Source organism: Dyadobacter koreensis, assembly GCF_900108855.1.
Taxonomy (GTDB): Bacteria; Bacteroidota; Bacteroidia; order Cytophagales; family Spirosomataceae; genus Dyadobacter; species Dyadobacter koreensis.
The window spans coordinates 662800-689550 of sequence record NZ_FNXY01000001.1; the positions used below are offsets into that span (position 1 = coordinate 662800).

The following is a 26751-nucleotide window of genomic DNA, read 5'->3' on the forward strand; positions in this document are numbered from 1 at the left end:
TCGCTTTTGCATTTATTTGGTCAGTACACTGGTTAATTATCCGAGGTATATTTTTGAATGCTCTTCAAAAAAGATTTTAATTCCTGGAATCTGCTATCACTCTGTAAATAATCAGTCTGCTGCATGCTAACAGGTAGTACTCCTGTGATTAAATAAAGCAGAACCATCCAAAAGCATTTGTCAAAAACTTGCAGGCCTTAACTATTTAGACTAAATAGTATTAATTTTACCACGCAGCGATCAAGAAGGCCTCCTTTTAGCTGCATTTTGCATTTTAACAATAATAAACCCGATGAAAAGATTATTTATACTCGCAGCATTTTCTCTGGCTTCGACCTATTGTTTTGCCCAACAGAATATTCTTTTGGAGCAGTCATTTTGGAAAAATGCACCCGATGTAAACGCGGTCAAATCACAGATCGAAAAAGGAAACAATCCGGCGCAGTTTAACAGTGCAACGTTTGATCCGGTGGTGCTGGCAATCAATTCCGGTGCGCCAAACGCTACTGTAGAATATCTTATCTCACAACCAGGAAACGCAGTTACCAAACTGACGCATGACGGTCGTATTTATATACATTGGGCTGCGAGTAAAGGAAACGTCGAGCTGATGGAGTATCTGGTCTCAAAAGGCTCTAAAGCAGATCTTGTCGATAGCCATGGCGCCACGCCGCTGAATTTTGCCGCAGGCGCAGGTCAGCACAATACCAAAGTTTACGATATCTGTCTGGCCAATGGTGCAGATTTAAAAAAGGATTTAAATTCGGATGGGGCCAATGCATTACTTTTGGCAATAGCGAACGATACAGATTTTACTCTTACCAATTACTTTATTTCAAAAGGACTTGATCTGAAAAGTGAAGATGCCAGCGGAGCGAATGCATTTAGCTATGCAGCAAAAGGCGGAAATATTGAATTGCTTAAAACCCTATTGAAAAAAGGAGTGCCGGCTCAGGATCAGGCCATGCTAATGGCAGCGCAGGGAACACGTCGCGGGCCAAACACGATTGAAGTCTATAAATATCTGGAAACGCTTAACATCAAATCGACGGCAGTAAATTCTAACGGTGAAAATGCGCTTCATATCCTGGCCCGCAAGCCGAAACAAAATCAAATCATTGCTTATTTTCTTGCAAAGGGTGTTGATGTAAACCAGGCTGACGAAGACGGCAATACGGTATTTATGAACGCAGCTGCAGCCAACCGCGATACGGCAATTTTGGGAATGCTGCTTCCAAAAGTTAAAAATATTAATCAGTCAAATCTGAAAGGCGTTTCTGCACTGGCCATGGCCATTCGCGGAAATTCTTCTGAGGCAGTAGCTTATCTTATCGACAAAGGTGCATCCACCAACTTTGCCGATAAAAACGGAAATAACCTTGCTTTCTATCTCGTCCAATCATATGCACCGCAAAGATCTGCCGATTTCGACGCAAAATTAAAGGTACTCGAACAAAAAGGGTTTAAAGTGACCACCCCACAGAAAGACGGAAATACCTTATACCATCTCGCAGTAGCTAAAAACGATCTTGCTCTTGTCAAAAGTCTGGAAAAACTAGGCGTAGATGTCAATAGCAAAAATAATGAAGGCATCACGGCACTGCATAAAGCAGCGATGGTCTCGAACGATGATACGATGATGAAATACCTGTTGTCGATTGGTGCAAAAAAAGATATTGTCACCAACTTTAAAGAAACAGCCTTTGACCTGGCTGAGGAAAACGAGTCGCTCTCCAAAAATAAAGTAACTATAAATTTTCTGAAATAACATCCATGTCCAGCGCATTCAAAATAGTGTTACTTGCCATACTTATTTTTCTTGGCAAAGCAGAACAGGCACATGCCCAAAAAGGTCCTTCAACCAAATATAAATGCATGATCCAAATGACCAATTATGCCGGAGAAGGCGCCTATATTGTCATTTCACTTATCGATCCAAAAGGAGCGTATGAAAAGACTCTTTATGTGATGGGTCCTGATAAAAAATGGTATAAGAGCCTGAAAGAGTGGGATAAGTTCAGAACAAAAAAACCAGCCAATATCAGCGCGATAACAGGTGCTTCCATCACTGGCGGCGACCGCAGCGTCAACACAATCGAAATAGAAAACTCTAAAGTAAATAGTGGCTACAAAATTAGATTTGAAAGCGCTGTTGAGGACAAAGAATACCACACCAAGGATGTTGAGATCCCACTTACCACAGAGGGACTTTCATCAAAAAGTGATGGAAGCGGTTTTATCCGCTATGTTCGTTTTAGTGCCAACTAAGCCTTTATCTTATGACGATTTCAATATGGAGATACAGCCACTTAGCACTGGCTGTATCTTCTTTTCTTTTCCTTGCACTGGCATCGCTGACGGGCATTATTCTCGCTTTTCAACCTATATCGGAAAAAATACAGCCCTACCGCTCTGAAAATTTCGATCAAGCAGACCTGTCCCAGGTATTGCCGGTCCTGCGTAGTAAATATCCAGGAATAACAGACATCTCCGTGGATGCGAATGAATTTATTCTTGTTAACGGCAGCGATGAAAAAGGCGAAAAGCTTTCTGTCTACGTCGATCCGCTTACTGGAAAAATACTGGGCACGGCGGGAGAAAAAAATGAATTTTTTGAATGGGTGACAGGCCTTCACCGTTCGCTGTTTTTACACGAAGCCGGAAGATTTGTGGTTGGTTTAACAGCTTTTTTGTTGGTACTGATCACCATCTCAGGCATCATACTCATCCTCCAGCGTCAGCGCGGCGTCAAACGTTTTTTTGCAAAAATACAACGGGATCATTTCGCGCAGTATTACCATGTTGTGACCGGAAGGCTTTCGCTCATCCCAATTCTGATTCTGGCCCTTACCGGGACTTTCCTTTCGCTCGAACGTTTCGGACTTTTTAATACAACTTTTAAATCGCAGGAAATTGATTTTGACGCTTTAAAATCGGGACCGCCTGCAAACATCTCCGATTTTGCGATCTTCAAAAAAACCAAAGTATCTCAGCTACAATCCATCGAATTTCCATTTTCCCAGGATGTCGAAGACTTTTACACTTTGAAACTTAAAGACCGGGAGCTTACCGTGAATCAGATCACCGGAGAGGTGATTACCCAGACCGCATATCCGCTCCCGCTGATCATCAGTAAGCTTAGCCTTAATCTGCACACAGGCCGGGCTGATGGGATCTGGGCCGCGGTGCTGGCTTTGGCCTCGGCTAACATCCTTTTCTTTATCTACTCCGGATTTACCATTACGCTTAGGCGTAGATCAAACCGGATTAAAAATAAATTCAAAGCGGACCAAAGTGAATTTATCATTCTGGTTGGCTCAGAAAACGGAAGCACTTTTTATTTTGCCAGCGCGATTCATCAGCAGCTGATTGCAGCCGGGAAAACGGCCTACCTGACTGAGCTAAACAGCTATACCCATTATGCGGCGGCAAAACACATTATTGTAATGACTGCAACCTACGGGCTGGGAGATGCCCCGACCAATGCCGCTGGCTTCCAGGCTAAATTGATAAAATATCCACAAACGGGACCTATCGATTTTTCAGTCGTTGGATTTGGATCTCATGCTTATCCTGATTTCTGCAAATTTGCTTTTGAAGTAAATAATTTACTAGCACAGCAGCCCTGGGCATCTCCCCTGCTTGAAATCTATACGGTAAACGATAAATCGCCTGAGCAGTTTAACCAGTGGGCAGCCGACTGGTCACAACATGCAGAAGTGCCTACAACGCTTTCCGCAGGTCCTCTCAAACCAAGACAACAGCGTAAACAGCCAATGCTCGTTATGAACACTACACAAGTTCATTCGAACGGAGAAGCTTTTCTGATCCGCTTTAGACCTAAACGCAGACAAAAATTTTCTTCGGGTGATCTTCTGGCGATCTATCCGGCAGCGGATCATCGGGAAAGGCTTTACTCGATTGGAAAAATCGGTAAGGAGATTCAGCTCAGCGTGAAGCTTCATGCCAATGGGCTTGGTTCTACTTATCTTGCTCGTCTTAAAGCAGGTGATTCAATTCAAGCTTGTCTTCTGCAAAACCCTGATTTTCACCTCCCGCCAAACGTTCCAGCAGTATTAATGATCTGTAATGGAACCGGTATTGCGCCATTTCTGGGTATGATTGACCAACTTTCCCCAAAAACCAATGCCCATCTTTACTGTGGCTTTCGCGGGGAAGCTTCTTTCCAACTTTATAAGCAGGCTCTTGAAGAAAGCAGGACCAGCAATAAATTAAACGGGCTTCATATCGCATACTCACGTGAAGGAAGAAAGGAATATGTAAAAGATATGCTGGAAAGAGACCGTTCTCTGATTGCAGACGTACTGGTATCAAAGGGCGTTATCATGCTTTGCGGCTCGCTGTCCATGCAAAATAATGTCAGCACGCTATTGGAGCAAGTTTGCCAGAACCAACTTGGTAAGAGCCTGAGTTATTATCAGTCCAGAAGTCAGGTTCTTATGGATTGTTATTAATATAACAGCGTTAAAAAAGGTAATCAATCATATCAAAAGGAGTTGCACGGAGATGATTTCAGCCCATGGATTTCGTTTGGGCCTTTTCTGTCGACCTGAAATGATGACTACGTCAATTAAATTGCGTTAAAATGATTCACATAATTGCGAAATAGCAGCCATTGCTGACAGGTTGATTCTGGGAATTTCAATCTGTTTAATTTGAGCAAGAGATAAGCTATTGACATTAGGATATGCCTTTGATAATTCAGAAAACAGCCCCCGCAACTTATAAATTTTCAAAACCTGCTCGATCAACGGACTATCCCGAAGATCCATTGGACTTATTCTGACAAAATTGGCCGTATGGATCACTGTTTTTGCCGATTGAAAGCGCGCGATCTTACCTAGCTGCTTCGGACTCGTGCGGTGCGCGAAGACCAGGTCATCCTTTTTTAATTTATATTTAACAATTTCTCTTTCCGAAATTTTCATAAACTTCGGTTCACTTATCTCAATACTGCCTTCGTTGATATGATCGATCAGAAGCACTTCGTTTAAGTAATCTTCGGGATAATCAAATGTGCGGTACGGACATCCCGTGCTTACATGCGCTATATTTTCCAGAGGCGTAAGCTCCCATTCGGCGGGCCAGAACGAATTCATAGACTTGCGATGATTGATATCGCTGACAATATTTCAAATTCATCAGCCATTAAAAAATCAAAGTCACCGAATGACATCTTTCCGGGTTTAAAACCTGGATTTTGCCGCTGGAACTTCTTTTTACATTACTTTCCTAACCAATACTTAAAAGAAACGATCCGGTCAAGGCTGACAAAAAGTTCGTCTTTAAATGCCGGTTGAAGATCGACTTTAAGCTTTCCTGTCGAATAAGTAAAAACAGAACGCACAGCATTCATCGACACGATAACCGAACGGTTCACACGGAAAAACTGCCTGGGATCCAACAGTTCTATCAGAGCTGAAAGGCTATAATCAAGTGCATAGTGCCTGCTATCCACAGTGATCAGGAAAGTCGCTTTCTGTTCGTACGAAAAATACGCGATTTGCTCTGTGGGAATACTCAAAAGTCTGGAACCGACCGCCACCATAAAGCGGTCTTTGTAACCAGTTGGGGCGATCTGCTGCTCTTTTGGATAAGCTGGCTCTGATTTCTGATACGAAGTAACCTTTTTATATTTATCCATGGCAGCGCACAGCTCTTCATAGTCAACCGGTTTGAGAAGATAATCGATACTGAAGCTCTTAAAGGCTTTCAAACTATATTCGCTGTAGGCTGTCGTAAAAATGACCGGCATAGGAAAATCAAGCTTTTCCAGAATCGAAAAACCCAGATCATCATCCAGATGAATGTCTAAAAATAATAAATCCGGAGCGGTAAAGTCAGGTTTAGCAAAATAGGCCAGCGTTTTTTCTACCGAGGAAAAACAACCCAGCACCTCAACAGACGCATCATATCTTTCCAGCATATGAACCAGACGCTGGGCTGTGGGACTTTCATCTTCAACAATCAAAACTCTCATGTAAGCAGCGGGATTTTCACTCTGAATATATCTGTTGTGTTTTCAATAATAACCGGTGTTTTGGATAGTAATGCATAACGATTTCTAATGTTTCTAAGTCCTGTCCCTGTTGAGTAAACGTCAGCAGGCCGAAGTTTGATCACGTTACTGACAACCAGATAGGGCTCTTGAATTTGAACGGATATAATCAGGGGACATTCCTTAGACATCTGATTGTGCTTAATGGCGTTCTCGATCAGCAGCTGTAAGGTCAAAGGAGCGATCACATATCGCTTGTTCTGATACTCCGAGATTTCAACATTCACTTCGAATTTGCCTTTAAACCGTGCTTCGAGGAGAAACAGATAGGATTCTATAAAGTCGAGTTCTTTTTTAAGCGGGATTGCATCCATACCTGACTGTTCTAGAATATGGCGATAAGATGCTGATAACCGGTTAACAAATTTTACGGATTGAGAAGCGTCTGATTCGATCAGCGAGGCCAGGATACTAAAATTATTAAAAAGAAAATGAGGACTAAGCTGATTTTTTAAGGCGATCAACTGGGCCTGCATACGTTCTCTTTCAAGCATTTCGGCATTAAGGCGGATCTGCTGCAAGTTTAAGTGAATCCTTCGGTTGGCAATCAGTAAAAAGGTAGCCAGCATAGCCATGACCGTAAGACCTGTGTTTGACTTTGACTTTTGTCGTAAATAGAAAAGATTCTTTTCTGCCTCTGATCTGACAACGGACAGATCAAAATATTTCAAAAATATTTGTTCCATCTTGATCCAGAAAAAAATAAAAAAAAAGTTAAAGCCAACTGCCAATATCCCTCCAATTAAAAAGGTGGTCAGATTGATTGGTAATCTGAATGAAAGTTTCTCAGACAATAATTGAACTACAAACTGAATATATTCGATGATATTGATCCAGACCCTGAAAAACAGAATGTTAAGAACTAGCTCGACTACCCAGAAAGGCAGCTTGTTTTGCACTATCAGGATAGTGATCTGAGGATTGCTGACGTAGATTCGGATAGGCAAATAAATCGCGACGATACTCAATGCGAGCTGCCACTTTTCCTTACTGCTTATCTGAAATGTTGAATCAGCCGGCATATACCTGATTTTTAAACAAAGACAATATTAATAACACGGCGGCAAATTCAAACTATAAGGTGCCACACTTATTTAAAACTTATCACTTCCGGAGTTCTGCCAACAAGCTCATGCAGCGCCATCAGGCGGTTCTTTTGACCCGATATCTGCCAAACCACAGTTAAGCGGTCGTTGTCTTTACTCAATTGCATTTGCTGCAGGACGACTCCAAACCTTCTTAGTTTTTCTTCCAGGCAACCAATTTGGTCAAAATCAGGATTTCTGAAAGTCACGCTAAGCATCTGCTGATTTTTCATACCCCCGATAAGCTTTTCGATGTGATTTGCCAGCAGCAAAATTCCCAATGTTAGCATTGTAAATATCAACGCGAGCGTATGATAGCCAATACCCGTGGTCATTCCGATGGCGGCCGATGTCCAGATCACTGCGGCTGTGGTAAGTCCGAACACAGAAAATTGATCTTTGAAAATGACGCCTGCACCGATAAATCCTATGCCGGTAATAATATTTGCAGATATCCTGTCGTCTGAATCAGCGCCATGCTGCGAGACGATTGTAAAAATCGTCGATCCCAGTGTAATCAAAACAATAGTTCTAAAACCGGCCGATTTATTTTTATACTCCCGCTCAAATCCGATAATCCCGCCGCATATAATGGACATGAGCATACTAACCAGATCGTTCGATTCAATTGCGAAATCCATATTTTAACTTATTTACTGTTTAAATCAATATGGTTACATATTACATTTGACTTTACAAAAATGTTGTGCCATGCGGCTAATGCTCATATTTGATCAGAACTTGCGAACTTTGAATTTTAAAAAAATTGCATGCAAATAAAAAAGACAGCACTTCGAAAAACTGTCCAAAGTGCTGTCCCCAAAATGAGCTTAGTTGTTATTTGAAATTTCCCAACTTCTCTTTCAAATCAGCAACCAGCTCCGAGTCGCTGTTTGACGAGGTAAGGATCGTATTTGCATCCGGAGAATTACCGTAAAATTCATTGTTCGCCTTCGTATCCACGGCAAGCGCTGCACCATTCAGTGTGATACCTGCGAACAAACCTTTACTACGGGAATATGAGTACACTTCCGCCTCCAGCTTGTAATCGGTTTGCGCCGAGGAGCTGCGCCCGACCGGCCCAGCCGCCACCGACAGGTCGCCGCCTAAAGTAAAGCTGCCCTTCCCAATCTCGGTAAGCGTTTTACTATTTTTAAATACGAGCACCAGGTCGGTCGCCTGCACGCCAATTTGAGCGCCTACACTTCCTCCCGTTATAGTTACAAAGACAGGATCGCTCCACTGACCATTTTTATTTTTGATCATTGCCACACCCTTCCCATGCTTTCCTCCTATCATTAATCCCGCATTAATCATTTTCGGCACAATGATAATACCCTGTGAAAGCGAAAGCAGCTGCGCTGGAATATTTTCTTTCATCTGACTGAAATCATTTAAAACTGCGATGGAGGCCTTTAATTTTTCTTGCTCGCGATCCTGAGCCAAGGCACTGCTGACAACTGCAATACTAAAGATGAAGCTTAACTTCCATAATTTGATCCACAATTTTTTCTTAAGCATAGTTTTTTCGTGCTGGTTAAATGAATGCCGCATAATGAATAACACAAATCAAAAGTGCGGTCTGACTAATGCAAAAACTATCATGCCCGCAAAAATATTGTGCTAGTCTAATTGGCCTGAGAAAGATGTACGCAAAAGTAAGGTCAAAAGTCCCGTCAAAGACTTGTAGAAAATCCATATCTTATAACTATTTAGTTATACACAAAGCTGTAAGGTTAAAAAAAAACCAAATAATATTTCTTCCAAATAAGACAAATACCTCAGCAAGTAAAATGAAATAATATAACTATTTAAATAATTATACTTCTGATTCTATGATGTTTAAAAATGAAACGATTTTTTATAAACCATTGATAAACAAAACATGTTGTAGTTTCAGATACAAATATTTGAGCTATTAAAAGGAACAGCTATATTTGCATCAACATAACTATTTCAATAGACTTAAAATAATGTTTAATCAGAATGATTGGATAAAAATGCAGAAATCAGCGCGGACGGATATATATCAGAATTGAATTTTACCAATACCTTATAGTATCCGCTTCAATCGCTTCTGTATCTGAATTATTCACAGACAACAATGATCATGACAAAACAATCAAAACATAAAAAAGGAAACGCACTGCTGAATTTGAAAAATTCTTTCAAAAATTTGCTATCAGGTGATTCAGCAGCGTCAAAGTCTTATGAAGTTTCAGAAAACCGTTACTCGGTTCTGTATAAACTAAAATCCCAATACCATCACGTGGGTTGCTCCTCCCAGGCACAGGCACAATCAACGCTCAGTACGTTGATGACAGACGAAAACCGTATACCTGTGGGAATTTATGATGCTAAAACAGACTTATTTGAATGGGAAATCGTAGGTCAATATTTTCATAGCCAGGATCCGATCAGCGAACAGCGTCGTCGCCTGGACGAAGTGTTGACTATTGCGCGCGCTCTTCGCCGGAGAGATTCCAGCTGGCAACCCGGCTACCTTCAAAAACCTGGCTTTTTTGCATAATTGCTATGGGGCGATCAGACAAGTAAATGCTGATCGCCCCATGTTTTTCAGGAATACAATCTTACTTTTCGTAAAAACTCCAGCTCATCTTTGACATTCAACTTTTCATAAATACGTCGTTTGTAAGTACTAACCGTATTTTCTTTGAGTTTCATGATGGCTGCAATTTCTTTGTTCCATTTACTTTGGCTCATAAGCTGCATTATTTGCAGCTCTTTGACCGAAAGGCCATAGTTTTTAAAACCGTCTTCGGTGTAGGAAGCCGATCCAACATAATTTAGCAGCATCTCCTGCACGCCGCTACTGGCATATTTTCTTTTTTTCAGCAGTACTTTCCATGCAAGCTTAAAATCTTCCACGCGGGCCGTTTTTGACAAAAACCCATCTGCCCCCGCTTTTAGAAATGGGAGTGCATAAATTGTTTCATCGTGGGCAGAATAAATAAATATTATAATATTCTTTTGCTTTTCGCGGATAAGCTCGATCATTTTAACATTCTCACTTCCCGGAATATTTATATCAAGAATAACCATATCAAATTGCCGCTGCTCCAAAATTGACAACCCTTGGGGGAAAGAGTCGGCTTCATAAAAGTGCACTGAAGTATCAAGCTCTGAAACAATGGTACGTATGCCTAACCTGATGAGGGTAAAATCGTCAATTATTAAAAGATTCATATACAAAACTAGGCTTTAATACTGAAAACATGAAAGGGCAGCCCTCCCCTAAAGGAAGAGCGCCCTGTTTTTTATCAGAAATCAGTTTTAATTAATGTGCGACAACGATACGCCCTTGGTCTGCCGATCCGTTTGCATAAATCGCACGTACAGAATAGATTCCGTTGGCGAAACTACTAACATCAACAGAAGCCTTCTCCGAGCCTTTAATAAGCTGTCCTGCCTGATTGTAAATTTCTATTTTTTTGATTTGAGTTCCTTCTGTTGAAATAGTTAAAACATCTGCCGCCGGATTTGGATACATTTTTACAGCATTTATTTCTGCTTTAAGCTTGATACTGTTGATACGGCTATACGCAAACGTACCGTCGCGGTCAATCATTTTCAGTCTGTAAAAGTTTTGTCCGTTAAATGGATTTACATCTGTGAAGTTGTAATCAGCGCGCGTTTTACTTTCACCCTTTGCTGATACAGAAGACAACGCATTCCAGTTTTTAGCATCAGCGCTTTTTTGAATTTCGAATCTTTCGCTGTTTGTTTCCGAGGTTGTTGCCCAGTTTAATTGAACCGCTGCACCTTCCGCCGTGGCTGAAAACGAGATTAATGTTACCGGCAGTGGATCCACGTCATAAACATAGGTAAGGCAAACACCTGCATTGGCAAAAGTTTGTTCGGTACTTGTTGTATTTCCACCACTTATAGTAATTGTTTTGGACGCAAGTGCTTCGGCATCAAAAACAACATTTCCTGTACCTAAATAAGCCGTTTTTGCTCCCGTTACTGTTGAATTTGTCGATAATCCTGAGGAAATATCATAATAGGTAAGAGTCTCGCCTGAGGCCAGCACCATGTTCTGGGCAGTTGGTGTTCTTGCGAAAGTTTTCACTGACTCCATGTCAACAGCTGCACCTCCAGGGCCGCTTAGCGAAACTGAAGCCCCAATCATCAACGCCCGGATTCTGCTGTCTGACTGTGCCTCTACTTTAATTTGAGGATGAAAAGACAAGGTGCTTCCGAATACAGAAATACTTCCAAGAACAGCACCTGCAAGCGGCTCTGCCTTGGGAATGGCTATTGTTGTAGTCCAGTCTGTCATGGTTGGAGCCGATACGTTGCAATTCGTAATCGTGTTAGAAACTCTCTGTAGCGTCAATCCCCCATCCGGAGCCAGATTAGCTCCCGCAGAAGCGGTAAAAGTAGCAGAAGGATTACCAGTAGAGGCTGTAAATCCAGCTGCGGGAAATTCATATTCCAGGATATAGTCAATACCACTCTGACCTGAAATACTAAAAGCGCCAGTTGCATCGCTTAGCGCATAAGAAACTGCAACATTATCAGCACCAGGCACTACGCGCAGCAATTTTACAAGAATACCCGCCAGCTTCTGAGTAGTTCCGCTTAGCGTCACAGAGCCTGTGATAAATGCATTGTGATCCGTATTGTGATCGGGAGCGGGTAAAACAGGGTAGGTCTGTGCTTTTAACTGAAGTGAAAGAAAAACAAATAAAAGGAATTTGAGAGTTTGTGTAGTTGTTCTCATCATGAAGGGTAAAATGGTTAATTTTTAACTTGATGTATGTAAATAGCCCTCCTCGTAAGCACGCGGTTACGAACAGGCTGATCAACGTTGCAAATTTGCCAAAATATTACCTACTCCTTTGTAGAGATTCCAATGTATACTCATAGAATTATGTGATTTAAAAAATCCCAAATTCAGATATTTGCATTCAAACTAATTCTGTTTTAAAATAGAATAAATTCTAAAAATCCACCTAATTTTGATTTTAAACGTTTTTTTAAGGTTAACAATCAAAATGAAATAATTTCATTTAGCGATTAAAATTGAAAAACTGACGAATGTCATAATCGTATTATTTCGATGTTCAAGCCTGGCAGTGCCCGCTTAAACAGTTTTGTATCTTTCAAATCCGATTTCTTTGTCAGCCCCCCCTTTCCTATTGATGCTGCTTTTTTGAAAACGCGTTCAAAAACAGATTTTCAACTCATACAGAGATGTAGCCCGTTAAACACCAAGTACCGGCCGATTTTGAAGAGCTTTTTCAACCAAATCGGCACTGGCTGCGTCTGCTTTCCTGTGGCGTCAATTAGGGTTAGCCCAAGGCCAAACAGCCCGGCCAGTCGCAATGGGTTTCTTAAAAAACGAATTGGGGAGAAACCGCTTTTCTTATCAGGCCGGATGGCCAAGCCAACAGATTAGTTGATTTGCCAAAGCAGGTTAAAAATGCAGACAAAAACCACCAACGTCGCGAAATACGAATGGCTGGCAAGCTTTAAACACTGTCTGAATCTTAAAAAAAGTGTTCAAAGCCTGGCTCAAATCGCCAGGTTTTGAACACTTCACTTTGTTAAACGTTTATGCCTCTACTTTAAGGATATTATTAACAATACTAAAAGAAGCTTCTTCACAAAAATCAAGTCCTGAGTAGTCGGGATTATACCCTCCGATGTAGGGTACAGCCATAATGTATACACGCTCACTTGCCTTTCCTTCGGGATCTACCACCTGAAAATTGTCATTGATGGTAATTCCGGGAACGTTCAGATAATATTGTCCGTCTGCTGCTTTTTCCACTTTTTTATTATCCTGATTGGCTTGCTTCTCTCCTATTTCTGAGGACCTGAACCTTATTTTTGCCCTGCTGACAGTTTTATTTTTTACTAACCCTTGGAACGGAAATGCTTCGTAGGACAAATGCGGTTGACCAACACAATCAATAAACGTTTTGAAATGAGCAGATTTTTCGCTGCCGGATTCATCCGTGTAGTGGTAATTTACGCCCCCATTTTCAAAAGGCTCCACAGAACTGTCTTCGCCCACTGATACGATATCGAGTCGTCCGGCCTGATGAATAGCAAGAAGTTCTTCGCACGAGCTTTGTGGCACAAACGCAATAACTACGGAAATTAAGGGCATCAGCACCTTTTGCAGACGTTGCATGTCTTCGGCCGACAAGTATTTGGCCGGATAGTTCATTGCAAAACTCAGCACCGCCAGCATTTCCTTCCAATATATTGATTCCCTGTTTTTTATTGATCGCTCGGCTTCTTCATATTCAGCTTTAAACAAGGCAAAAGGTTCTCGGCTTTCCCGCAGTCCCATCATCGACTCAACGAAATCTTCCATACTCAGATCCTTGATCTTTGCATAGAATTTAGGATCCTTCTCTTTAAAGGTGTCTTTAAATTCTTTTTCAAAAACAAAATCAAGCGATAAAAAACCGTTATTTTCTTTTCGGTTTTGCTGGATATCTTCTTTGCTTAGCAATGAATCATTCGACACAAGAGGGTCTTCCAGATGAAATCTTACAGCAGGAAGAAGTCCGTTTCTTGAATGCATTACAATCTTGAACTCCGGCGAATCTTCAGAAGGCTGGTAGGAGACTTTTCCCTCTTTGTTCGTTCCAAAACTGCCATTCATTCTAGCCAGTGTTCTGATCGCGTCGATTGCTGTGAGCGAGGATCCTTTTAACGCAACTGCGTGATTCAGCTTTAGTCTAAGCTTTGAGGGCGGATAAGGTGAGTCAAAATATCCCGGCACAACGCCCTCATTTTTTTTAGGCCACTTATGCCCGGTACAGATAACGACCTGATCAAATTCAAAAGTACCCTTTCCTTCAATTTCAACAGTTGTCTTTCCGCGCTCTGCGTCATCAACAATATCGACGACTTTACTTTCAAAATGTATTTCAGTAACTAGCCCGTTTTGTGACGCGCGCTCGATGAGCATTTCGAACTGCGCAGTCAGGTACTGCCCAAAAAGAAGACGAGGCAAGACTTTATATTCATTGAACCGTTCTTTCTCGATGCCAAATTTTTCAAGTGTATCTTTTGGAAGCGTCTGTATCCACTCTTCAATAGAGGTGACCATTTCGGGAATTTCATTATCCGAAACATTGGTAACATGCTCAACATTGGCACCCTGATCGCTGTAAGGCATCCCTGCCCCCAGCCGGTTCTTACCTTCAAAAATATGTATTTCAATATCGGAGCCGGCCAGCTCGGCAAATCTTTTATATACAAATAATGCACTCGGGCCTCCGCCCAGGATGGCTATACGCTTTTTCAATAGTACGTTCGAAGTAAGGTTATCACTGATATCAGTATCCCGGAAAACTGATTTCCCCAGCCCGTTCAACCGCTTGGTGTTATAGAAACAATTGTACCAGCTTTATTTGGAATGGTTTTTTGAGGCAAGTGTGGAATCAAGTTAAGTAAAAGTGCTATATGATACTGTCAGAAATATGGATCTATCCGGTAAAATCACTTGGCGGCATCCGTCTCAAAAAATCTCAGATCGAGCAGCGCGGTCTGCAATATGACAGGCGCTGGATGTTGGTGGACGAAAACGGAACCTTTCTCACCCAAAGGACAAATCCCGCAATGGCGCTTTTAGGCATGATTCAGCACAAGGACGGTTTTCTCATGTTCAATAAAACCAAAATAGAAGACTCCGCACTTCTTCCCTTTGAACCGGTGTCTGGCCAGCATATTAATGTAAAAATATGGAAAGATCATATTCAGGCACTTACCGTTTGCGATAGTTTGGACGCCTGGCTGAGCGCGCAACTGGGAAAAATCGCACGGATTGTCTATATGCCGGAATCGACCCACAGAATAATGAATCCAGACGATTCGCCCGTGCCTGCGTTGGTTAGTTTTGCTGATGATTTCCCTTTTCTATTAATTTCACAGGCTTCATTGGATGACCTGAACAGCAGACTTGACGAGCCGGTAAAAATGGAGCGTTTTCGCCCCAACTTTGTGGTTTCCCAAACAGCTCCCTTTGCCGAAGACCATTGGGAAAATATAAAATTAGGAGCCGCTAGTTTTTTGGTATCCAAACCATGTGAAAGGTGTGTTCTGATCAATGTGAACCAGGACTCCGCCATAAAGGGCACCGAACCTTTGAAGACACTGGCTACCTACCGAAGATCAGACAAAAAAATTATGTTCGGACAAAACCTTACCGGCCCGTCTGACGGGATCGTTAACGAGGGAGATCCGGTAAGCATCTTGTCCAAAACGAAATAATCTCTCAAATCGATTCAGCTTTATCTAAATTTTTTCTTCAAGCCTTTGACTAGTTTTTTAACCGCAGCCGATTGGGAATTGTACCCATTCACACCATTTGGACTTGCCTTATAATATTCCGACTGCCAGATCTGGTTATCATCTTTACTGTAAAACGAAGCACTTAAAGCCACTGACTTTCCTCCCCAGGAAGTCCAGGTAACGCCGCCTGATATTTTTGTATCGAGTTTCAATACAAATTCTGCACTGCTTTTTGACGAGGCTAACTTCCAGTATCCCCAGTTTTCCAGTTCTGAGCTCAGTTCTCGCGCTGCGCTTGCTCCGATATCACTTTTAGGCGCCTGGACAAAGACAGATCCGCCTTTCGGTAATGATTCGTGCTGCGCATAAGCCGCTGAACTCCAAAAAAGAAAAATTAATGCAACAACTTTTTTCATGATAAAACTTGGTTGATCCAGTGCAAAACTCGGTTGATCAATGGTAAAAATCCATCCCTGAAATCAGCCATTTTTATCGGAGGAAAAAATGGCTGATTTCAGGGATGGTTTCGCTTTACGCTTTGTCCCAACTTTGCAAAACCAACCGGTTGTACTCATCCGATCACACCATAAAACTTCGATCATGAAAAAACCATGCATTCTTCTGTTAACCATTTCGGCCTTAATCCCATTTACTGGAAAGGCTCAAACCTCATCATTTTTTATCGGCGGCTCTGCGGGCGGAAACCTTTCCCAGTATAGCTACACAGCCGATTATGCAGACGCCTGGACTTCTTCCAAACCCAAACCGGGACTAAATGGCGGAGTTGTCTTCGGGATGGAATACGATAAAATGGCGATTGTTTCCGGGGTCAGTTTTATTCAAAAAGGGACAAAATCTGAAACCGATAATTATCGGCTGGAAAATGGTTCAATCGGCTATTTGAAAGTCCGCGAAAATACCTCCTTTCTTCAAATCCCGCTTCTTTTCCGCTACCGATTTCTAAGTGAAAAGTTTGGACTGACAGCATCTGCAGGGCCATCCTTCAACATTGGGCTCGCCGGTAGCACACGACTGGAAATGCAGGTCGCCAATGTTGGATCACAGAGCCGTTCTTCCACAGTTCAATTTGGAAGCGGAATCAATGATACCTATCGAAGGTTTCAGCCTGGTTTTATTCTGAGTCCGGGAATGCTGATGCCAGTCGGCGAAAAAGGAAAACTGGCAGCTAATATCATGTGGGACCTTGGTTTCAACGCCCTCAATAAGCGAAGTAGTTCGGCAAACGGCATCGACGGAAAAATTATGAATGTCTCTATGATACTGAGCGTCACCTATACACACCACTTTGTTTTCGGAGATAAATATTAACCTTTATTAATGGCTATGCACATTTGTAAAAACTGCGGAAGCAGCAGCCCACAAGAAGCTGCCAGATGCGTCTGCTGCCGGATTCAAAACGCATGGAAGACACCTGCTGATGTTAAGCCCATCGCAGAAAAATCTGAAAAAATCCAGTGCCTGAACTGCGGCAGTTATTTTCAGTCGCTCCATGAAAAATGCCCCGAGTGCCGCTTTCCTAAAAGTGCCCTATCCTTCCAGCCGCCGGCGACTGACCAGCAGGTAATTCTGTTTGGCAAACGCATGACAGGTTGAACAACAAACTAAATCTTATGGCAAGAAATCGCGAACCTCAAATTTTCAATATTTCTTTTCTGGATGTTATCTGCGGGGCGCTTGGCGCTGTTGTATTTCTGTTCATTGCGGTACCCAAAGGCGGATCTGCACCATCAAAAAAGCAGCAGCTGATGATGTCTTACGATACGATTCACAAACAAGTTTTTGCAAATATTCACGACAGTCTGCGTAGCAAACGGCCGGGCGACACATTGTTTGTCGTTCTTGCTGACTATAAGGAACTGCCAGGAATTGAGGACTGCCCGGTTTGTGAAGATTGTCCCCAAGAGGGCTCATCAGCAACACATGCTGCTACGCCGTCTGCGAAAAATTCCGATGTAAAAATAAAGGATACCCTTGCTTTTAAGTCTTTGGAACAACCAAACAAACCCGACGATCCAAGAAGAAGCAAATATCAGGGTGATGCGCCTGGTGTTCCCTGCAAAGTCTCTTTTGAAATCAATTGGACAGACATTGCCGATAACGTGGATTTATTTGTGTGTAAAGATAACAAATGCGTTTCCGGCGGCGCAAGGGAAATTCGGGACATCGGCCAATGGGACAGCGGTAAAGCCAAAACAAAGTTTTTTGGCAGTGATCTTCGGACGACGCAGGAGGCAGTCCGGCAGTTTGACAAAATCATTGCCGGAGAATATAAACTATATGCACGCCTGAAAGAAAGCACCAAAAATAACTCTTCGGTATATGTGCGCGGACTGGTCTATTCCAGAAATGATACTGGTCAGGAGCAGGGTGAAACCTTCTCAATCACACTCCCTTTAAACGCCCCTCGGATTTTGATCGGCACGGTCGACTTGTCGGAAAGTGGTGCGTTTCAATTTACCAAAAACTAGAAACTATTTTTCAACTTAATTTTCACTCAGCATGATCACCAGTAAAAGAATATATCATCTGGCCATTAGTCTGGTTGCAGCCATTGTTCTCTGGTTTGTTTTAATACTGCTTGCTTCCCTGACAAGTGCGCCAGGACTGAAACGTTTTTTTGAAGCTTTTGGAGGATCCTTCGGCGGATACGTTCATTCGGTGATATATACTGCTTTCATTTTTGGGCTTCTGGAAATTGTGGATTATCAGAAATTTATACGAAAGCAAATCGAAGGATTTAAACTAAACCTGCTGCCCGTTCAGGATCAGCTTGTGCTGTCTCCACAGGAGGTAGCAAAAATCAAGTTAAACATTATCGATCTGGAAAAACGTGGTTTAAGCTTTCTGTTAACTGATTTTGTAAAAAGGGCCTGTACACAATACCGCAATAATCAGTCGATATCTGAAACGCTGCAAGTCTTGAACGTTCAGATAGACAATAGTAAAACCGAACTGGAAGGGCGTTTAGAAATCGCACGGTTCCTGATCAATGCCATCGCCTCGCTAGGATTTATCGGAACAATTCTTCACCTGGCCGCTTCGATCGGACTTTTTCATTTGGCCAAAACAGAAGAAGGGATGCCCCTAATTACCCAGAGCCTAAATGTGTCTTTCGATACGACTTTCATCGCGCTTTTCCTGGGACTTATCCTGAGTTATTTTTATCACCGCTACCTGGAAAATCTTGACACATTCTACTCCCGGATGAAGTCTTACATTATTGATAATCTGATTAGCCGGATATACACACAGGAATAACAATTATTTCAGTATTCACATTTAGCCTGGAAAAGATGAAATTATTAAGAAAAATTCATGTAACACTCGCTGGTACACTGCTGCTTTTTATGAGCGCATGCCGCGAGAACGATATCAATATACTAGCTGACCTGCCCGTTAACAAAACATCTGTTAACAGCTGGATCTATGAGCTGATGCGGGACGGTTATTTCTGGTATGATCAGCTGCCTTCCAAAAACGGAACGGACAGTTCGCTCGCTCCCGAAGAATACTTTGAAAAACTTGTCTACAACCGCCAGACCCATGACCGCTTTTCGATGATAACAAACGATTACGATGTAATGCAACAGCAGTTCAATGGCATCACAAGAGCCTTCGGCCTTCATTATATGCTGGCATACACGGATCCGAGTAAAACGAAAATCGCAGCCTTCTTAAGTCACGTGAGCAATGGAAGTCCTGCAGAAACAGCAGGTTTGAGGCGCGGTGACATTATCACGAAAATTAATGAAACCGAACTTACAGAAAATAATTATAATGCACTTTTTGGCAGCGGCGAAACGATCCGGCTGAGTTTGGGTAACTATGATGGAGCGACTGTTACGGCAGATAATTCTCGCAGCGTCAGCCTGACCAAAGCACAGATCAGCGCAAGCCCTGTTGCTTTTTCAAGCGTTATTTCAAAGCAAAATAAGAAGGTGGGCTATGTGGTATATACCCAGTTTGTGCCGGGAACAGATAAAGACAAGACCCTGTATGACGACGAATTGAGAAGTATTTTTGCCGGATTCAAAAATGCAGGAATCACTGAACTTGTTCTGGATCTGCGGCTTAATGGTGGCGGCTATATCAGCTCAGCAATTACTTTATCTTCTTTAATTGTCAGTAATTATTCCCCTTCCAAAGTCTTTTACAGGGAGCAGTGGAATGATAAATACATAAAATATTGGGAGCAGAAAAACGGACCCGAAGCGTTGACATACAAATTTACAGCCGAGCAGAACAATGTGGGTAACCGCCTGAACCGTGTATTTGTACTCACTTCACAGGGCACCGCATCAGCCAGCGAACTGATCATTAATGGCTTGAAGCCGTACATGCAAGTAGTCACCATCGGCGATCATACTGCCGGGAAAAATCTATTTGGCTCGCTGATTCCTGATGAGAAAAAACGCTGGAAATATGGATTATATCTTATGCTGGGGCAAACGGTAAATGCACGGGGAGAATCCGATTATGGTACAGTACACGGCATCCTGCCGACGCAATTTGTCGATGACTCCAAAGTTCCGTTCCGTCCTTTTGGTGACGAAAACGAGACGCTTTTACAAGCAGCGCTCAGCGAAATGGGGCTGACAACGGGGAATTCGGCGCGGCTTGGCAGCAAAATTTCAGTACAAAAGATTCTGCCTGCTGCCATCCGTGATACGCCGGCCGCCTGGGATCAAAAGATGATCCGGGATCAACATGTTTTTCCTGCGCTAATCGATTAAATCATGAGTAGTAATTTTTAGAAAATTCTTTAAAATCTTGAAAATCGCATACAAACTAACGGGTTTATTGCTTCTAGTTTTGGCACTGACCGCGCCAGGCTTTTCGCAAAGCCCGGTTGATGGCAGCACGTATGCCGACAGTCTTCGCAAAGCTCTGGCAAAACAAAGCTCAGATAGCCTGAAAGCGAACATACTTTTTTTACTTTCGGATCATTACAGCGAAAAAGATCAGGCGCTGGGACTTAATTATCTGGGTCAGGCGGAGAAGTATAGTAAAAAAAGTCCTTACCAAACAGCGTTGTTCCACTTTTACCTTGCCGGGATTTATTTTGATACTGACATTTCGAAAAGTGAAAATGAGTATTTGCTGGCGGAAAAATTGCTTCGGAAATTCCCTGGAAGAGAGGCTCTGATATACAGGTCACGTGCATGGCATAATTACGGAGCATTACAGCAAAGGCAGGATGATGAAAAAAAATATGCGCAGATACTGATTGAACATTGCATACCTCTGGCGCTAAAAGCCGGCGACAGTGCGCGCGTCGCTCGCAATTACCAAAATCTGGGACTGATATTTTCCAATCAGCTGGATTATTTAAAAGCAGAAAAATATTTTAAGTCATCCATTTCGATTCTGGAAAATCTGGGTGTAAAATCACTCGAACTGGCTGATTCATATATATTTGCTGCCAAAAATTATATTTACCTGAAAGATTATCCGCCGGTTAAACCAATGCTGGATAGCGCCAAAGTACAACTTGCAGACGATCCGGATTCGAATTATCTTCCGGACTACTATATGGTAGAAGGAATGTACTACACCCGGCTTCGGCACTTTAATAAAGCGCACGAAAGCTTTGATAAAGGTCTTCAAATGGCACTTAAAGTGAATCGCCCATATGAGCATCAAAGCATTATGTTGCAAAAGTATTTTGCTTATAAAGAAATGGGTAATTATTCAAAAGCTTTGCCGATCATCAAAAGGCTGGCTCAGGAAAAAGAGATCATACCCCACTATAAAAACCGGATGCTTTACTATTACGAGCTTGCAGAAACCAGCGCTAAAACCAGTGACATGGGCGCCGCCTACAACTGGCTTCATAAATATGCACTGCTGGCTGACAGCACCAATGAACAACGGATCAAAACTGACATTGCGGAGCTTGAAACTAAGTTTCAGACTACTCAAAAAGAGAAGAGGATCTTTCAGCTTCAATCGCAGAATGAAAAAGCGGCTCTTACTATTAAAAACAATCAGTTAATCAGTTGGCTTCTGGCTGTGGTCTGCATATTTTTAATGGCGGTCACTGTACTTGTTCTATTGTTTTACCGCAATAATAAACGCCTCTGGTTACAGCAAAAACAGCTTCACGAGCTGGAATTACAAAAAATAAAACAGGATCACCGCATATCCATGTTGTCGGCTATGCTGGAGGGACAGGAACAGGAACGAACCAGGCTTGCGAGGGACTTACATGACGGCCTCGGCGGGCTGTTGAGCAGTATAAAAATTGAACTTTCACAAATCGGCCTGGATCAAAATCGACAGCTAAAATCAGGTATCGACCGGACACTCGCGCATCTGGACGACGCGGTTAACGAACTTCGTCGGATTGCAAGAAGTCTGATGCCAGAAATTTTAATGAATTATGGGCTGGCAGAAGCTACCAAAGAATTTTGCAAAAATCTCAGAGAAACAGGTGTCAATCTGGTCTGTCAGGTGTATCATTATACCGATTCGTTCGCAAAGGAAAAACAGGTTGTTCTTTACCGGATCATTCAGGAGCTTGTCAACAACGCAGTAAAACATAGTGCGGCGACGCAGATACTCGTGATTCTGCAACAAAGCGGCGACACGATTTTTGTCACAGTTGAAGATGACGGAAAAGGTTTTGATCTGAGTAAGACCCAAAGCAGAAACGGGGCAGGACTTGCCAATGTTAAAGCCAGGGCGGATTTTTTAAATGCGAAACTGGATATTCACTCATCACCCGACAACGGTACGTCTGTAACGGTGGAATGCGAGATATAACTTATGAAAGTATTTATTGTTGATGATCACCCGATTGTGCTCGAAGGGCTAAAAAATCTTCTGCTGACAAAGCCGGAGATTCAGGTAACTGGTATGTTTGACCTTGGAGAGGCTGCATTTTCAGCTCTTGAAGAAAATATTCCCGATGCTATTTTACTCGATATTAACCTTCCCGATGTGAACGGACTTGCACTTTGTCAGAAAGTAAAACAGCATTATCCCGCCGTAAAAATTATAGCACTCAGCGTTCATAACGAACGTTCCGTCATTATGGGAATGCTGCAAAACGGCGCCAGCGGATATGTTTTAAAAAACGCAATTGCGGAAGATATTGTTTCCGCTTTGCATGCGGCGATGGAAGGCCAAATTTATATGTGCCGCGGTACCCAGAAAATCCTCAACAGCAGCGAAGGCAGTGACCTGAAAGAGATTCCCCGGCTGACGAGAAGGGAAAAAGAAATTCTCCAGCTGATAGGAACCGGATATACAACCCAACAAATTGCGGGCGCTCTTTTTATTAGCTCGCATACCGTTGAAAGTCACCGAAAAAATCTAATGGAGAAATTTGGCGTTCCAAACACAGCAACAGTAATTAAGCTGGCTACAGACTTTGGGTTGATGGATTAATCAGCTCTTTTTTGTAGACTTTTTCAGCAAAAAGGTCATTTAAAAGGACAATTCTTCTTAAAAATAAAGGAACACTTAAGATGGCCATCTAATCGAATGTTTGTAATATTCTAGGAACATTTCGGTATAAAGCCGCTTTTACTTCATCATTTATTCTGGCATTTCTTTCCCACCAATAATACCGCGGTGCCGCAAATTGCATGTCACCGCCTTTCCTTCGAAACGGTCGTCCTTTTGCATTATTCATTCAGTCTGCAACATATCTTAACAGTTACCGAGTAACAAGTTCTATCACTGGAATGAATATTTGTCCGCACTCGGGTAAAAATTGTACACCAAAAAAGGATTTAACCCCGTATTCAACGTTGCTAAAAATGAAAAACTTAACGTTTATTTTTCTTTTCGCTTGTATATTTTCAACCGCGAAGGCCCAGCTAAATGAAGGAGCAATAAAACCATTAACGAACGATCAGAGCTCGGTGGATTTTCTCCAATACCGTCCGCGTTGGAATCTGAAATTTGGGGCAGGTCTAGGAACAACCTGGCGGCACAAGGAAAATTTTCTTGACGCGTCCGCTCTCTCGCTTTCCGTTGAACCGTCTTATCGTATGACCAATTTCATAGCCCTGGGACTGAGAGGAGAATATACCTTTATGAAGTCTTATCTTGCCGGAATCGGACGGATCAAATCTGACCCGATCGGATCTATTTCCGCAACTGCCGACGTGATTAAACTCTGGAATAATAGGTTCGCTCCCTTTATCGGACTAGGTGCCGGCGTTTACTTTTTGGGCACCGGGGAATATCCCGCAAATGATAATCCGATTCAGGAAGGTGTCGTCAAAGTGAGGGAGGGCCTGGGAAACCGCTTCGGAATCTCACCCAGGATTGGCGTGAATATCATGTCATTTTCCATCGCTATTGAAATGCATCTTATTGATGAAAAAATATTTAATAACCGAGATTATGCCACACTAAAAGTCGGGTATACACTTTGAAAAAAGTCAAGAAGTACCCTCTAAGAGCAGATCATAGATCTTTTACTGATCTATTTTCTGCTTTTTTAAATTGTTAATAAATCTTAACGAGAGGCACTTATAGTTTCTAAAACTTAAAATATGCTAAAACAAATCAAAAAGCGTTCTATTTTTGTCGCAGCTAGCCGCTAGGCCAGTAACAACCACCGAACCCGATATAAAATGGATAAAAAAGATCGTCTTGAGAACGGTCGTGAAGATGGCTTGCCGCCCTTTGTCAGTTCGTGGCAGCAGCTCTACACGCTTTTGATCGCAACGCTTGTTATTCTCATTGCCCTCTTCTATTTATTCATGACCCATTTCGAATGAGCTATCTTGACTGGATTGTACTATCTCTTACCCTAACTTTTATTGTCGCCTACGGTATTTATAAAAGCCGTGAAAATAAAGATATCGATTCTTATTTGCTGGCCGATAAATCACTCCCCTGGTATCATGTAACATTGTCACTGATGGCTACCCAGGCCAGTGCTATCACGTTTCTTTCCGCTCCGGGCCAGGCTTACACCGATGGTATGCGCTTCGTCCAGTTTTATTTTGGGTTGCCTCTGGCCATGGTCATACTCTGCATAACATTTGTTCCCAAATTCAATAAATTAAAAATATTTACAGCCTACGAGTTTCTGGAAGGACGTTTCGATCTTCGTACGCGAACGCTGACTTCGTTTTTATTCTTACTTCAGCGAGGACTTTCAACGGGTCTTTCCATTTATGCTCCTTCACTAATTTTATCGTCTATTTTGGGTTGGGATATCACCTGGACCAACATTATATCAGGTGGAATTGTTATGCTTTACACCGTCTCAGGAGGAGCTCAGGCGGTTTCTCACACGCACTTACAGCAAATGGGAATTGTCACGATCGGTATGGTTATCGCAGGATTTATGGTTGTCAAGTTGCTGCCTGAAAATGTTTCATTTACAGACGCACTTCATGTTGCCGGAAAAATGGGTAAGACCAATCTTATTGATTTCACTTTCGATCTTAACAACCGATATAATGTCTGGTCAGGTTTAATCGGCGGTTTTTTTCTGCAACTCTCCTACTTCGGAACTGATCAATCGCAGGTTGGCAGGTATCTGACCGGAAGTTCGCAGGGACAAAGTAAACTTGGCCTGGCGATGAACGGATTGCTGAAAATTCCGATGCAGTTTTTGATTTTGCTGGTCGGCGTACTCGTTTTTGCATTTTACCAGTTCACCAATCCACCGCTTTTCTTTAATCAGGTAGAAGTAAATAAAATCAAAAAAACACAATATGCGGCTGAGTTTGAAAAACTTGAAAAAGACCACGAACTGATCCAAAAAGGAAAACATGCGCATGTGATGGCACTGACCGACGCGCTGAACAAAGAAGACCAGCAGGCGATCGATAAATCCAGAATTGTCCTTGGAAAAATTGAAGATGATGTAAAAGAAGTCCGTGGAAAAGCACAGACCTTATTGTCAAAAGCAAATGGTGGCGATGTCAATGACGTCAACTATATCTTTCTCCGTTTTGTGATCGATTATCTGCCGGTCGGTATGCTCGGCCTTTTGATTGCCGTCATTCTTCTGGCTTCAATGGGATCGGTAGCGGCAGCCTATAACTCGCTGGCTTCGTGTACTGTTGTTGACATTTACAAACGGATGTACCACAAAGATGATCAGGATAGAAACTATGTCGGTGCATCGCGCTGGGCAACATTTTTCTGGGGTATTTTCTGTATATTCGTTGCACAGTACGCAAGTCGACTCGGAAGTATGATTGAGGCGGTGAATGTATTAGGCTCGTTATTCTACGGTGTCATTCTGGGAATTTTCCTTGTAGCATTTTATTTTAAAACCATAGGAGGCCGCGCGGTTTTCTGGGCAGCGGTACTGGGCGAAGTTTTCGTAGTGCTCAGCTACTGGAAAGATCTGACTGCATTCTTATGGCTGAACCTGATCGGTTGTGTTTTGGTAATTGCCTTTGCCTTTCTTCTGGAAAAGATATGGCCTGAACCAAAGAAAGAAATTGCAATCGAAATGCCATAACCACCCACTTCTTTAACTCCATTTTTGTCTTTTACAAAGTTTAATTTCAACTTATCAAATAAGTGTTTGAAATTTTCAAACAAACGTTTGATTTAAATTTTTATTCAAGTAACTTTGGACCCGTTATCACGCGCCGCGCTCATATCTATTGGCGTTTGATACTAGCCAATGGAATATAATAATAAACAATTACAGATAATCGGCGTAGCCGAAAAGCTGTTTGCAGAAAAAGGGTTCTCGGGTACTTCCATCCGTGATATCTCACAGGAAGCTGATATCAACGTCTCTATGATATCCTATTATTTCGGTTCCAAGGAGAAACTGATCGAAGCACTTTTTGAAGTCAGATCGAAAGATTTTCTCAAAATTTTAGAAAGTCTGCTACTCAACGTTGACCTATCCCCCATACAGAAGGTGAACATGATGATCGATGGCGTCGTTAACCGTTTAATAGAAAAACAATGTTTTCATAACATCGTTGTCAGGGAACAGCTTGCGGGAAGTCGCACACCAATTATCTCCGAGCTTCTCTCGGTGATGAAAACCAGAAACCTGCGGGCAATGGAAAGTATTATTCAGGAAGGTCAGCAGCTTAATGTATTTACGGAAGATGTGGACATTCTTATGTTATCTACAACGCTTTTTGGGACAATCAATCAGGCAATTAGTACACAGGTTTTTTACCGTCGTATCCATCAGCTTGAAGATCTTTCGCAAGAGGAGCTTAACGACCACCTGAAACAAAAACTCAGTATCCACCTAAAGAAAATCTTCCGGGCGATACTTGACAAGGAATTAAACGAAGCTATTGCGAGTTAATGCATCAATACCCTTCAGTTTGC

The 26751-nt window shown here is 42.3% G+C and carries 24 protein-coding genes; 15 read left to right on the top strand and 9 right to left on the bottom strand.

The window, feature by feature from the left end; genetic code table 11:
• Window positions 1-292 precede the first annotated feature (292 nt).
• Genes BMY70_RS02715 through BMY70_RS02725 form a run of 3 tightly spaced genes read left to right on the top strand, consistent with a single transcriptional unit; the run spans window position 293 to window position 4475 of the window.
• Entirely contained in the window at window positions 293-1768 is a 1476-nt protein-coding gene (locus BMY70_RS02715; protein WP_090331690.1) for an ankyrin repeat domain-containing protein, read from the top strand.
• Window positions 1769-1773: 5 nt separating this feature from the next.
• Complete coding sequence (locus BMY70_RS02720; RefSeq protein ID WP_090331692.1) at window positions 1774-2268, top strand: DUF2271 domain-containing protein; 495 nt, start codon at window positions 1774-1776, stop codon at window positions 2266-2268.
• 11 nt (window positions 2269-2279) lie between these two features.
• Window positions 2280-4475, top strand: a complete 2196-nt coding sequence (locus BMY70_RS02725) for a PepSY domain-containing protein (protein WP_090331694.1) — start codon at window positions 2280-2282, stop codon at window positions 4473-4475.
• Window positions 4476-4601: 126 nt separating this feature from the next.
• On the opposite strand, the gene BMY70_RS02730 is transcribed toward BMY70_RS02725, so the two are convergent.
• From BMY70_RS02730 to BMY70_RS02750, 5 genes are all read right to left on the bottom strand, one after another.
• Window positions 4602-5120: a restriction endonuclease subunit S domain-containing protein gene (locus BMY70_RS02730; RefSeq protein WP_090331696.1), complete on the bottom strand. Its 519-nt coding sequence runs from the start codon at window positions 5118-5120 to the stop codon at window positions 4602-4604.
• Window positions 5121-5245: 125 nt separating this feature from the next.
• Complete coding sequence (locus BMY70_RS02735; protein ID WP_090331698.1) at window positions 5246-6001, bottom strand: LytR/AlgR family response regulator transcription factor; 756 nt, start codon at window positions 5999-6001, stop codon at window positions 5246-5248.
• The gene (locus BMY70_RS02740; RefSeq protein ID WP_090331700.1) at window positions 5998-7101 is read right to left on the bottom strand and encodes a sensor histidine kinase; all 1104 of its coding nucleotides are present in this window, start codon (window positions 7099-7101) and stop codon (window positions 5998-6000) included. The genes BMY70_RS02735 and BMY70_RS02740 overlap by 4 nt, the downstream gene beginning before the upstream one ends.
• A 68-nt stretch (window positions 7102-7169) precedes the next feature.
• The gene (locus tag BMY70_RS02745; protein ID WP_090331702.1) at window positions 7170-7805 is read right to left on the bottom strand and encodes an MgtC/SapB family protein; all 636 of its coding nucleotides are present in this window, start codon (window positions 7803-7805) and stop codon (window positions 7170-7172) included.
• A gap of 196 nt (window positions 7806-8001) precedes the next feature.
• Window positions 8002-8685, bottom strand: a complete 684-nt coding sequence (locus BMY70_RS02750; protein ID WP_090331704.1) for a lipid-binding SYLF domain-containing protein — start codon at window positions 8683-8685, stop codon at window positions 8002-8004.
• Between the two features lie 589 nt (window positions 8686-9274).
• Between BMY70_RS02750 and BMY70_RS02755 the strand changes: the two genes are divergently transcribed.
• The gene (locus BMY70_RS02755) at window positions 9275-9694 is read left to right on the top strand and encodes a hypothetical protein (RefSeq protein WP_229209447.1); all 420 of its coding nucleotides are present in this window, start codon (window positions 9275-9277) and stop codon (window positions 9692-9694) included.
• Window positions 9695-9741: 47 nt separating this feature from the next.
• On the opposite strand, the gene BMY70_RS02760 is transcribed toward BMY70_RS02755, so the two are convergent.
• The 3 genes from BMY70_RS02760 to BMY70_RS02775 all read right to left on the bottom strand — a co-directional run bounded on the left by BMY70_RS02760 (window position 9742) and on the right by BMY70_RS02775 (window position 14458).
• Window positions 9742-10371: a response regulator transcription factor gene (locus BMY70_RS02760; RefSeq protein WP_090331706.1), complete on the bottom strand. Its 630-nt coding sequence runs from the start codon at window positions 10369-10371 to the stop codon at window positions 9742-9744.
• A 91-nt stretch (window positions 10372-10462) separates the two neighbouring features.
• Window positions 10463-11914, bottom strand: coding sequence for a T9SS type A sorting domain-containing protein (locus BMY70_RS02765; RefSeq protein ID WP_090331708.1), 1452 nt, complete (start codon window positions 11912-11914; stop codon window positions 10463-10465).
• An 831-nt stretch (window positions 11915-12745) separates the two neighbouring features.
• Window positions 12746-14458, bottom strand: coding sequence for an FAD/NAD(P)-binding protein (locus BMY70_RS02775; RefSeq protein ID WP_218148556.1), 1713 nt, complete (start codon window positions 14456-14458; stop codon window positions 12746-12748).
• A gap of 158 nt (window positions 14459-14616) precedes the next feature.
• Here BMY70_RS02775 and BMY70_RS02780 point away from each other — a divergent pair, with 158 nt between their 5' ends.
• Window positions 14617-15423 (top strand): MOSC domain-containing protein, encoded by an 807-nt coding sequence (locus BMY70_RS02780; RefSeq protein WP_090331713.1) that lies wholly within the window; start codon window positions 14617-14619, stop codon window positions 15421-15423.
• 20 nt (window positions 15424-15443) lie between these two features.
• Here BMY70_RS02780 and BMY70_RS02785 read toward each other — a convergent pair whose 3' ends face one another.
• A complete protein-coding gene (locus BMY70_RS02785) occupies window positions 15444-15860 on the bottom strand; it encodes a hypothetical protein (protein WP_090331715.1) in 417 nt (138 codons plus the stop codon).
• A gap of 184 nt (window positions 15861-16044) precedes the next feature.
• Between BMY70_RS02785 and BMY70_RS02790 the strand changes: the two genes are divergently transcribed.
• The 10 genes from BMY70_RS02790 to BMY70_RS02835 all read left to right on the top strand — a co-directional run bounded on the left by BMY70_RS02790 (window position 16045) and on the right by BMY70_RS02835 (window position 26728).
• Window positions 16045-16773: a porin family protein gene (locus BMY70_RS02790; protein ID WP_090332620.1), complete on the top strand. Its 729-nt coding sequence runs from the start codon at window positions 16045-16047 to the stop codon at window positions 16771-16773.
• 302 nt (window positions 16774-17075) lie between these two features.
• Complete coding sequence (locus BMY70_RS02800) at window positions 17076-17933, top strand: hypothetical protein (protein WP_090331719.1); 858 nt, start codon at window positions 17076-17078, stop codon at window positions 17931-17933.
• Between the two features lie 31 nt (window positions 17934-17964).
• Window positions 17965-18723, top strand: coding sequence for a MotA/TolQ/ExbB proton channel family protein (locus tag BMY70_RS02805; protein WP_090331721.1), 759 nt, complete (start codon window positions 17965-17967; stop codon window positions 18721-18723).
• 35 nt (window positions 18724-18758) lie between these two features.
• On the top strand, window positions 18759-20198 hold the full coding sequence (locus tag BMY70_RS02810) for a S41 family peptidase (RefSeq protein ID WP_229209448.1): 1440 nt from the start codon (window positions 18759-18761) through the stop codon (window positions 20196-20198).
• A gap of 37 nt (window positions 20199-20235) precedes the next feature.
• Complete coding sequence (locus BMY70_RS02815; RefSeq protein ID WP_229209449.1) at window positions 20236-22230, top strand: ATP-binding protein; 1995 nt, start codon at window positions 20236-20238, stop codon at window positions 22228-22230.
• 3 nt (window positions 22231-22233) lie between these two features.
• The gene (locus BMY70_RS02820) at window positions 22234-22857 is read left to right on the top strand and encodes a response regulator (protein WP_090331723.1); all 624 of its coding nucleotides are present in this window, start codon (window positions 22234-22236) and stop codon (window positions 22855-22857) included.
• A 374-nt stretch (window positions 22858-23231) separates the two neighbouring features.
• Window positions 23232-23855, top strand: a complete 624-nt coding sequence (locus tag BMY70_RS02825; RefSeq protein WP_143072038.1) for a hypothetical protein — start codon at window positions 23232-23234, stop codon at window positions 23853-23855.
• 201 nt (window positions 23856-24056) lie between these two features.
• On the top strand, window positions 24057-24203 hold the full coding sequence (locus BMY70_RS30790) for a hypothetical protein (protein WP_177196943.1): 147 nt from the start codon (window positions 24057-24059) through the stop codon (window positions 24201-24203).
• Window positions 24200-25909, top strand: a complete 1710-nt coding sequence (locus tag BMY70_RS02830; protein ID WP_090331729.1) for a sodium:solute symporter family protein — start codon at window positions 24200-24202, stop codon at window positions 25907-25909. Before BMY70_RS30790 ends, BMY70_RS02830 begins: the two co-directional genes overlap by 4 nt.
• 168 nt (window positions 25910-26077) lie before the next feature.
• A complete protein-coding gene (locus BMY70_RS02835; protein WP_090331731.1) occupies window positions 26078-26728 on the top strand; it encodes a TetR/AcrR family transcriptional regulator in 651 nt (216 codons plus the stop codon).
• Window positions 26729-26751: the final 23 nt, after the last annotated feature.

What these genes read in the sequence shown, in the direction of transcription:
- BMY70_RS02715 (WP_090331690.1), top strand. Translation starts at nt 293, where the DNA reads ATGAAAAGATTATTTATACTCGCAGCATTTTCTCTGGCTTCGACCTAT.
- BMY70_RS02720 (WP_090331692.1), top strand. Translation starts at nt 1,774, where the DNA reads ATGTCCAGCGCATTCAAAATAGTGTTACTTGCCATACTTATTTTTCTT.
- BMY70_RS02725 (WP_090331694.1), top strand. Translation starts at nt 2,280, where the DNA reads ATGACGATTTCAATATGGAGATACAGCCACTTAGCACTGGCTGTATCT.
- BMY70_RS02730 (WP_090331696.1), bottom strand. Translation starts at nt 5,120, where the DNA reads ATGAATTCGTTCTGGCCCGCCGAATGGGAGCTTACGCCTCTGGAAAAT.
- BMY70_RS02735 (WP_090331698.1), bottom strand. Translation starts at nt 6,001, where the DNA reads ATGAGAGTTTTGATTGTTGAAGATGAAAGTCCCACAGCCCAGCGTCTG.
- BMY70_RS02740 (WP_090331700.1), bottom strand. Translation starts at nt 7,101, where the DNA reads ATGCCGGCTGATTCAACATTTCAGATAAGCAGTAAGGAAAAGTGGCAG.
- BMY70_RS02745 (WP_090331702.1), bottom strand. Translation starts at nt 7,805, where the DNA reads ATGGATTTCGCAATTGAATCGAACGATCTGGTTAGTATGCTCATGTCC.
- BMY70_RS02750 (WP_090331704.1), bottom strand. Translation starts at nt 8,685, where the DNA reads ATGCTTAAGAAAAAATTGTGGATCAAATTATGGAAGTTAAGCTTCATC.
- BMY70_RS02755 (WP_229209447.1), top strand. Translation starts at nt 9,275, where the DNA reads ATGACAAAACAATCAAAACATAAAAAAGGAAACGCACTGCTGAATTTG.
- BMY70_RS02760 (WP_090331706.1), bottom strand. Translation starts at nt 10,371, where the DNA reads ATGAATCTTTTAATAATTGACGATTTTACCCTCATCAGGTTAGGCATA.
- BMY70_RS02765 (WP_090331708.1), bottom strand. Translation starts at nt 11,914, where the DNA reads ATGATGAGAACAACTACACAAACTCTCAAATTCCTTTTATTTGTTTTT.
- BMY70_RS02780 (WP_090331713.1), top strand. Translation starts at nt 14,617, where the DNA reads ATGATACTGTCAGAAATATGGATCTATCCGGTAAAATCACTTGGCGGC.
- BMY70_RS02785 (WP_090331715.1), bottom strand. Translation starts at nt 15,860, where the DNA reads ATGAAAAAAGTTGTTGCATTAATTTTTCTTTTTTGGAGTTCAGCGGCT.
- BMY70_RS02790 (WP_090332620.1), top strand. Translation starts at nt 16,045, where the DNA reads ATGAAAAAACCATGCATTCTTCTGTTAACCATTTCGGCCTTAATCCCA.
- BMY70_RS02800 (WP_090331719.1), top strand. Translation starts at nt 17,076, where the DNA reads ATGGCAAGAAATCGCGAACCTCAAATTTTCAATATTTCTTTTCTGGAT.
- BMY70_RS02805 (WP_090331721.1), top strand. Translation starts at nt 17,965, where the DNA reads ATGATCACCAGTAAAAGAATATATCATCTGGCCATTAGTCTGGTTGCA.
- BMY70_RS02810 (WP_229209448.1), top strand. Translation starts at nt 18,759, where the DNA reads ATGAAATTATTAAGAAAAATTCATGTAACACTCGCTGGTACACTGCTG.
- BMY70_RS02820 (WP_090331723.1), top strand. Translation starts at nt 22,234, where the DNA reads ATGAAAGTATTTATTGTTGATGATCACCCGATTGTGCTCGAAGGGCTA.
- BMY70_RS02825 (WP_143072038.1), top strand. Translation starts at nt 23,232, where the DNA reads ATGAAAAACTTAACGTTTATTTTTCTTTTCGCTTGTATATTTTCAACC.
- BMY70_RS30790 (WP_177196943.1), top strand. Translation starts at nt 24,057, where the DNA reads ATGGATAAAAAAGATCGTCTTGAGAACGGTCGTGAAGATGGCTTGCCG.
- BMY70_RS02830 (WP_090331729.1), top strand. Translation starts at nt 24,200, where the DNA reads ATGAGCTATCTTGACTGGATTGTACTATCTCTTACCCTAACTTTTATT.
- BMY70_RS02835 (WP_090331731.1), top strand. Translation starts at nt 26,078, where the DNA reads ATGGAATATAATAATAAACAATTACAGATAATCGGCGTAGCCGAAAAG.